Raw genomic sequence first — 7,401 nt, 5'->3', positions numbered from 1 at the left:
GCCCCGCCCACCTCTCCAACGCCGGCATGCCCCAGCGCTGACCGATCATGGACACCAGGATTCCTCCCCCGGCGAGAACCAACGCCGCCGCAGCGGCCCATCGCCTGGGGTGGGGCTCGCCGGGTTTCGGTGCGGCGGAGGGTAGGGGAGGCATGGGGGGCATGGCTGGGGGGCTAGGGGCGGGAGGGTTCGGGCGCGATGGGACCGATGGGTCCTATGGGACCTATGGGACCTATGGGACCCCGTCACGCGTCACGCGTCACCCGTCACCCGTCACCCGTCACCCGTCAGGCGCCCCGCCGCTTCCCGGTAGACCTCCAGGTACCGGCGGGCGGAGGCTTCCCAGGAGTAGTCCAGGGACATGCCGCGGCGGCGGGCCGCCACCGTGCGGCTCGAGTTGCCCAGGAAGTCGCGGGCGCGCACCAGCACGGCCTCCAGGGCGGCCGGAGTCGCGTCGTCGAAGACGAAGCCCACGCCCTTGGGGTCGAAGAGGTCGCGCACGGTGTCGGCGAGCCCTCCCGTGCGGCGCACCACCGGCAGGCTCCCGTAGCGCAGGGCGATCATCTGCCCGAGGCCGCAGGGTTCGAAGTAGCTCGGCATGCAGAAGAGGTCGCTCCCCGCGTAGATGCGCCGGGCCACCGCGTCGTCGAAGCCGATGCGGGCCGCAACGGTCGTCGGGTGGCGGCGAGCCAGGTCGGCCACCGCCGCCTCGTAGCCCGCCTCGCCCGAGCCCAGGATGGCCCACTGGAGCCCCAGTTCCTCGATGCGCGGCTCCAGGGCCAGGAGCAGGTCGATGCCCTTTTGCTGAACCAGGCGGTTGACGATGCCCGCCACGGGGCGGCCGTCCCGGGGAAGCCCGAGCTCCTCCCGCAGGGCGGGGCGGTTGTGCTTGCGGGGGCCGAGATCGGCGCGGGAGTATCGCTGGACCAGGGCCTCGTCGTTTCCAGGGTCCCAGGCCTGCTCGTCGATTCCGTTGAGGATGCCGTGGAGGTCTGCGGCACGCTCCACGAGCACGCCCTGGAGCCCCCAGGCGTACTCCAGGGTCTGGATCTCCCGGGCATAGGTGGGGGAGACGGTGGTGAGGGCGTCGGCGTAGACCAGGCCCGCCTTCAGGAAGTTGAGGAGACCGTAGAACTCCAGCCCCAGGAAAGTGAAATGGGCCCAGGAGATGCCCAGCCGGGGCAGCACCTCCGCCGGAAACAACCCCTGGTACGAGAGGTTGTGGATGGTATGGATGCGCGCGGCCCCGGCGAAGCGCGGGTCCGCGCCGTAGTGCTCCGGAACCTTCAGGAGAAAGGGCACGAGCCCGGTCTGCCAGTCGTGGCTGTGCACCACGTCGGGCCCGGGCGCGCAGCGGGCGGCGGCTTCCAGCGCCGCGAAGGAGAAGAAGGCGAACCGCTCGGCGTTGTCCGGGAAGTCTCCGGCGCGGGTGCCGTAGAGCCCCTCCCGGTGGAAGTAGGCCGGGTGATGGACGAAGAGCACCCGCACGCCCCCCTCCCCCCGGGCCTCCAGGATCTCGGCCGTCTGGAGCTGGCCGCCGATCCACGCCTCCACCGAGAGGCCCGTCGGGGCGATCCCCCAGCGGGCGGAGTCCATGGGCGGCAGGTGGGGAAGCACCACCGTCACGTCGCACCCCAGGCCGACGAGGGCCCGGGGCAGCGCGCCCAGGACGTCCCCGAGCCCTCCCACCTTCGCGTAGGGAGCCATTTCCGTGCCCACCATCCAGACCCTCATGAGCCTCTCCCTTCCCTCTCGAGCTTGGCCACGGGGCGTAACCTACCCTGGATCGCCCCCGGCGTAAAGCGACATCGGGGCAGCTCCGGCCCCCGGCGGCGAGGCCTTGGTCTGGCGGCTCGGGTCGTGACAGAATGCCTCGTCCGGGCACCTTCCCAATCGAGTGACCTATGAGCCAAGCACGACTTTTCGACGACTCCTGTCGGAGCGCGGGCCGCTTTTCCCGCCGGGGCCTCGCAGCCGCCGCTCTCCTCGCCTTCGGGGCGGCCGCCCTGGCGGGGGGCCAGGCGGCTTCGATAGTGCTCACCGGCGAGGAGGTGTGCCTGGGGGAGGGGTGCGCCGTGGTGGGGCGCCTCACCCGGATTTCTCCGGCGCTCTTCAACCTGCTGGGAGCCGGGGTCTTCGCCGCGGCGGGCATGCTCGCCCTGTGGGCACGCGGCTCCCGGACCCCGACCCTGCCGCTGACCCTCCTCCAGCTTCTCCTGGGAGGCGCCCTGGCCGCGGAGGGGGTGCTCTTTGCCTACCAGTGGCAGGTGGCGCGGGCCTGGTGCATCTACTGCCTGGTGATCCTCGGGGCGGTGGCGGCCCTGAACCTCCTGCTGGGGCTTCGCCAGGCGGCCCGCGCCGTGGCGGGGTTCGGAGCTGCTGCGGCGATCTTCTCGCTCCTGACCTTCCTGCCGGCCCGGGCTACCCTGGCGGACGGCACCCTGGCGGTGCGGCCCGGCACCGACCCGGATGGGGGAGCCCAGCTCGTGCTCCTGTTCTCCGAGCATTGTCCCCACTGCGCCACCGTGGTGGCGGCCCTGCAAGCCAAGGACCGCTGCACCCTGTATCTGAACCCGGTGACCGAGCTCCCTGCCACCTACTGGCCCGAGCTCTCGCGGCGCCCCGCGTACGACCCGGCAGTGAACGCGGCCACCGCCCGCCTGCTGGGCCTGGAGACGATCCCGATCCTCATCGCGAGGGAAGCCGGCGGCCAGCGCGTGCTCACCGGGGCGAGCCAGATCCTCCAGTACGTGGAAGAGGCTTGCGGGGAACCGGCTCCTGCGGCGCCCAGCCTGCTACTGAGCCCCTGGGGGGGCGGGTCGCTGCTGGACCCCGCCGAGGACGGCTGCGGTTTGAACCTGGAGTGCGAGTGAGCGGCGGCCCGCCCGCCCGACCAGCCTGACGCATCGGACCGGCCACGGGCCAGTGGTTGACGCCCGGGGCTTGGCGCCTACACTGGCGCCCCAGCTTTGCTGCCCCCCGACCTTCCGCGAGGGCCTGTGCACGTGCGGTTCGATTCCCTGGGCTCCGCGCTGGAGCGCACGTTCCATCCCGCCCAGATCCTCGCCCTGTCCTTCGCGGGGGCCGTTGCGCTGGGTACCGCGCTCCTCATGACCCCCGCCGCGGCCACCGGCGCCCCGCTGGGCTTCGTGGACGCGCTCTTTACGGCCACTTCCGCCACCTGCGTCACGGGCCTCACGGTGGTGGACACGGGTACGGCCCTGACTGCCTTTGGCCAGGGGGTGGTGCTGGCCCTCGTCCAGCTCGGGGGGCTGGGGATCATGACCTACTCGAGCGTGTTCCTCCTGGCCCTGGGGCGGCGCATCTCGTTTCGGGGCCAGGCCCTGCTGGAGGAGACCCTGGGGCGGGGCAAGCGCACCCCCGTGGGGCGCCTGGTGCGCCACGTGGTGGTCTTCACCCTGGCCATCGAGGCCGCCGGGGCGCTGGTCCTCACGGCCGCCTTCGCTGCCACCCTGCCCCCGGGGGAGGCCCTGTACCAGGGAGTGTTCCACGCCGTGTCGGCGTTCTGCAACGCGGGGTTTTCTCTGCACGCCGACAGTCTGACCCAGTATCGCGCGAGCTGGCCCGTGAACCTCACGGTGCTGGCGCTGGTGGTGCTCGGGGGGCTCGGTTTTCTCGTTCTCGAGGATCTCAAGGACGCCTGGGCAGACCGGCGCGGGGGCCGAGTGGTTCGCCTGCGGCTCCACTCAAAGGTCGTACTGGCGGGCACGGCGGGACTTACGGCGGTGGGTGCCGCCGGGATCTGGCTCTTCGAGCGGGGCAATGCCCTGGCGGGGCTGCCTGGGGGGGAGGCGTTCCTGGCCTGCGTCTTCCAGGCCGTGACCCCCCGCACCGCCGGCTTCAACACCCTGAGTTACGCCTCCCTCACCGACACCACCCTGTTCCTCACGATCCTGCTGATGTTCGTGGGGGCGAGCCCGGGCTCCTGCGCGGGCGGCATCAAGATCACCACCGCGGCCGTCCTGGGGGCCCTGTTTCGGGCGCGCCTCTTGGGGCGTCGGCGGGTCGGCCTGTTTCGCCGCACGGTGCCCGACGCCACCGTGGCCCGGGCCGTGACCATCGCGGTGGCCTCGTTTGCCTTTGCGACGGCGGCGATCTTCCTCCTGCTGGCGAGCGAGGTGGGGGCGGTGCCCCACGGGACTTCCGGGAGCGTCTTCCTGGAGTACTTCTTCGAGGTCGTCTCGGCCTTCGGCACGGTGGGGCTCTCCACGGGTACGACGGGGACGCTCTCGCCCACCGGCCGGCTCCTGATCACCGCGGTCATGTTTGCGGGCCGGCTCGGACCCCTTACCCTGGCGGTGGCCCTGGGGATGCGCGACGAGCGGGAACGGGTCTGGTACGCCGAAGAAAACCTGATGGTGGGGTGAAGCCATGGCGCACGTGGGGGTCTTGGGGCTGGGGAACTTCGGCATGGCGCTGGCGGTGGAGCTCGCCCGGCTCGGGCTGCGGGTGACCGCCGTGGACGCGAACCCCGAGAAAGCCCGGGACGCCCAGGCCCACGTGGCCCAGGCCCTGGTGGCCGACGCCACCGATGCGGGGGCGCTCGCATCCCTGGGGGTAGAGGACATGGACACCGTCATGGTGAGCCTGGGGGGGAGGCTGGAGACCTCCATCCTGGCGGTGCTCCACCTCTCGCGCCTTGGGGTGGAGCAGATCGTGGCCAAGGCCCTGAGCGAGGACCACGCGGAGATCCTGAGCCGGGTAGGGGCGACCCGGGTCGTGTTTCCCGAGAAGGACATGGCCTACCGCGTCGCCGTTCGCCTCACGTCGCGCACGGTGCTCGACTACCTCTCCCTGGCGTCGGGCCTGAGCGTGGTGGAGCTCGCCCCCACCCGCCGCATGGCGGGGCGTTCCCTTTCGGAGCTCGCCCTGGGGGAGGAGACCGGGGTGCAGGTGCTGGCGGTGCGGGAACTCGTGCCCGACCGGGTGCTCATTGCCCCCGGCGCCGGCCACGTGGTGAAGGACAGCGACATCCTTGTCGTCATGGGGCCGGAAGAGCAGATCGCCCGGCTGCGGGAGGAGTAGGGTGGAACGGCGGCGCTTCGTCGTGATCGGCCTGGGGAACTTCGGGCACTACCTGGCCCGCGCCCTCTACGAGCGGGGGCAAGACGTGCTGGCCCTGGACCACCGGCGGGAAGCCGTGGAGGCCATGGCGTCCCACTGCTCCCGGGCCCAGCTCGCCGACGCGGTGGACAAGGACTCGCTGGAGGCGGCCGGCGCCGGGGAGGCCGACGCCGCCGTGGTGGGGATCGGGAGCCGCATCGACGCCTCGATCCTGGCGGCCCTCCACCTGAAGGAGCTGGGGGTCGGCGAGATCCTCGCCAAGGCCGTCTCGGCGGACCATGCCCGCATCCTGCGGCGCGTGGGGGCCACCGAGGTGATCCACCCGGAGCGGGAGATGGCCCACCGTCTGGCCCAGCACGTGGCCGAGCCCGACGTGCTGGAGCGCTTTCCCTTCCTGGAGGGCTACGCCCTGGTGGAGATCCGCGCGCCCCGGGTCCTCTGGGGCAAGCGCCTCGCCGAGTCGTATCTGCGGCGGGACCACGGCCTGTCGGTGGTCCTGGTCAAGCGCGCAGAGGGGGGGAGGGAGGAAACCGTCCAGGCGCGGGCCGACACGGAGATCCGGGAGGGGGACTCCCTGGTGGTGCTGGCCCGCCACGAGGACGTGGACACCTTCCGGCGGCGAACCTTCGGGTAGAGGACCTCGGCCGCCTCAAACGGCCTCCCCGTCGAAATCGAAATCGAAATCGGGATCGAAGTCGACGTCGAAATCGATTTCGATTTCGATTTCGATTCGGTGAGCGGCACCGCGGCGTGTCCGGCCCCCCTCTCCCCTCGTCCTTACCGCCCTGCCGAAACCTCCATCCTCTGCCACTCGGTGGTGTCCCCCGCGTTGGGGTCGAAGCCCGCCTGGTTGGAGAGGAGGTACTCTCCCCGGCGGCTCACCCAGACGTCCCGGTACCCGCTGGGGAGCTCGACGGCGCTCCCTGCGTAGGGATCGCGGTAGGTCTCCACTCCGCGGATCGCCTCGCTCCAACTGCGAGCGATGCGGTCCTGGGAGGCCTGGCGCTCCCGGTACGACGCATCGAACATCTGCCGGATCTCCTCGCTGTTCTGGGCGATCCGGCGGCTCAGGTTGCCGGCGTCGGCGATGCCCTGCTGCATGCGGTTCTGGAAGAGCTGCTGCACGTAGCGGTACCCGCCGTACCACTGCGGAGTCGGGCGCACGGTGTTCACCACGGTGGAGAGGAGCGGGGTGAGGCGGTCGAGCTCCCCCTTGGGGGCCCGGAAGGAGTGGGCTCCGTGCACCCCCCAGAGGGTGCCGAGCGGGAAAGGGGTGAAGGCGAGCGTCACGTACACGTCTTCCTCCCAGGGCCGGCCGTCGCGGGAGAACTCGTAGCGCACCCGCCCCGCGCGCACGGTGGACTGCCCCCCATAGGCCTGGGCCACCGCCTGGGCGACCCCCGGCAGCTCGGCGGACCCCGCCAGCCTTCCCCCTTGCAGGTGCCGCAACGCGCCGGGAAGGTAGAACCTCTGGACGAACGGGGCGGCGTCGGGGACCGGCTCCCAAAGGATGTTCCCCAGGTAGTTGGCGCCCCGGGGCATGGGTACCACCATGTGGGTCAAGTAGGTGAAGTTCTGCACGGGCAGGAACTCCACGGCCGCCCCGGTCTTGGGGTCGGAGACGGTCAGCAGCAGATTGGCCTGGACGCTGAACTCGGGGAACCACTGGATGCCGCCCTCGGCCCTCCAGCCCGCGGGGACGAGCAGACTCACGGCCTCGATGCCGTTCATGCCGGGGTCGGTCACCGACAGGCGCGAGAACCGCAACGAATCGGCGGCCTCGGCGGCCTGGACAAGGCCGGCGGCGAGAAGGAGCGCGGCAAGCAGCGTGCGTCTTGTGGGGCGCATGGAAGACCCTCCTCTGCCCGGAAGCGATGACACCGGCACCGACCGACTTCAGCCTAGCCCCCCTCGCGGTTCCTTCAAGGCGGGCTTCCTTGCGCCTACCGCCGGGCCCGTCACCCGTCACCCGTCACGCGTCACGGGCTCCCTTGCGCGCACGGGCGGGCGTGGCAGGATGGATGCGCGCGGGCCGCCCCCCTGTCTCCCGCCCGCCGGCCGGAGCCTCCCATGGAGCTCGAAGACCTCAACCTGCCCGTCAAGGTGGCCGACGCCGTCAACGCGGCGCTCGCCGGGGTGGGCGTGGACCTGCCGCTCTTCTTCACCCAGCTCGCCGCCCTGGCCCTGGCCGTCGTCGCGCTCGCCTACGGCATCCGAAAGCTGAGGCGGGAAGGCGCGGGAAACCTGTTGGGGCTCCTGGTGGTGGCCGGGTTCGGCCTTTTCGCCCTGGGGGTGCTGGCGGCCTGGGGACAGAGC

General features: G+C 71.5%; 7 protein-coding genes. 5 read left to right on the top strand and 2 right to left on the bottom strand.

Annotation, left to right across the window (positions count from 1 at the left end; all coding sequences use genetic code 11):
• Nucleotides 1-273 precede the first annotated feature (273 nt).
• Entirely contained in the window at nt 274-1,734 is a 1,461-nt protein-coding gene (gene glgA / locus AB1578_20610; GenBank protein MEW6490298.1) for a glycogen synthase GlgA, read from the bottom strand.
• Nucleotides 1,735-1,904: 170 nt separating this feature from the next.
• On the opposite strand from glgA, the gene AB1578_20605 reads away from it, so the two are divergent.
• The 4 genes from AB1578_20605 to AB1578_20590 all read left to right on the top strand — a co-directional run bounded on the left by AB1578_20605 (nt 1,905) and on the right by AB1578_20590 (nt 5,719).
• A complete protein-coding gene (locus AB1578_20605; protein ID MEW6490297.1) occupies nt 1,905-2,873 on the top strand; it encodes a hypothetical protein in 969 nt (322 codons plus the stop codon).
• Between the two features lie 126 nt (nt 2,874-2,999).
• Nucleotides 3,000-4,388, top strand: a complete 1,389-nt coding sequence (locus AB1578_20600; protein MEW6490296.1) for a TrkH family potassium uptake protein — start codon at nt 3,000-3,002, stop codon at nt 4,386-4,388.
• 4 nt (nt 4,389-4,392) lie between these two features.
• Complete coding sequence (locus AB1578_20595; protein ID MEW6490295.1) at nt 4,393-5,046, top strand: TrkA family potassium uptake protein; 654 nt, start codon at nt 4,393-4,395, stop codon at nt 5,044-5,046.
• 1 nt (nt 5,047) lies between these two features.
• Complete coding sequence (locus AB1578_20590) at nt 5,048-5,719, top strand: TrkA family potassium uptake protein (protein ID MEW6490294.1); 672 nt, start codon at nt 5,048-5,050, stop codon at nt 5,717-5,719.
• A gap of 143 nt (nt 5,720-5,862) precedes the next feature.
• Here the strand turns inward: AB1578_20590 and AB1578_20585 are convergent, their stop codons facing one another.
• The gene (locus AB1578_20585; GenBank protein ID MEW6490293.1) at nt 5,863-6,933 is read right to left on the bottom strand and encodes a hypothetical protein; all 1,071 of its coding nucleotides are present in this window, start codon (nt 6,931-6,933) and stop codon (nt 5,863-5,865) included.
• Nucleotides 6,934-7,155: 222 nt separating this feature from the next.
• Here AB1578_20585 and AB1578_20580 point away from each other — a divergent pair.
• The coding region (locus tag AB1578_20580; GenBank protein ID MEW6490292.1) for a hypothetical protein at nt 7,156-7,401 on the top strand (246 nt) is incomplete at its 3' end.

It is taken from the genome of Thermodesulfobacteriota bacterium, from assembly GCA_040756475.1.
Lineage (GTDB): Bacteria > Desulfobacterota > Deferrisomatia > Deferrisomatales > JACRMM01 > JBFLZB01.
The sequence above is the reverse complement of the archived record's forward strand: the minus strand, read 5'-3'. Positions and strand labels throughout refer to the sequence as shown.

Coding starts and splice junctions, on each gene's coding strand:
- glgA (MEW6490298.1), bottom strand. CDS start 1,734: ATGAGGGTCTGGATGGTGGGCACGGAAATGGCTCCCTACGCGAAGGTG.
- AB1578_20605 (MEW6490297.1), top strand. CDS start 1,905: ATGAGCCAAGCACGACTTTTCGACGACTCCTGTCGGAGCGCGGGCCGC.
- AB1578_20595 (MEW6490295.1), top strand. CDS start 4,393: ATGGCGCACGTGGGGGTCTTGGGGCTGGGGAACTTCGGCATGGCGCTG.
- AB1578_20585 (MEW6490293.1), bottom strand. CDS start 6,933: ATGCGCCCCACAAGACGCACGCTGCTTGCCGCGCTCCTTCTCGCCGCC.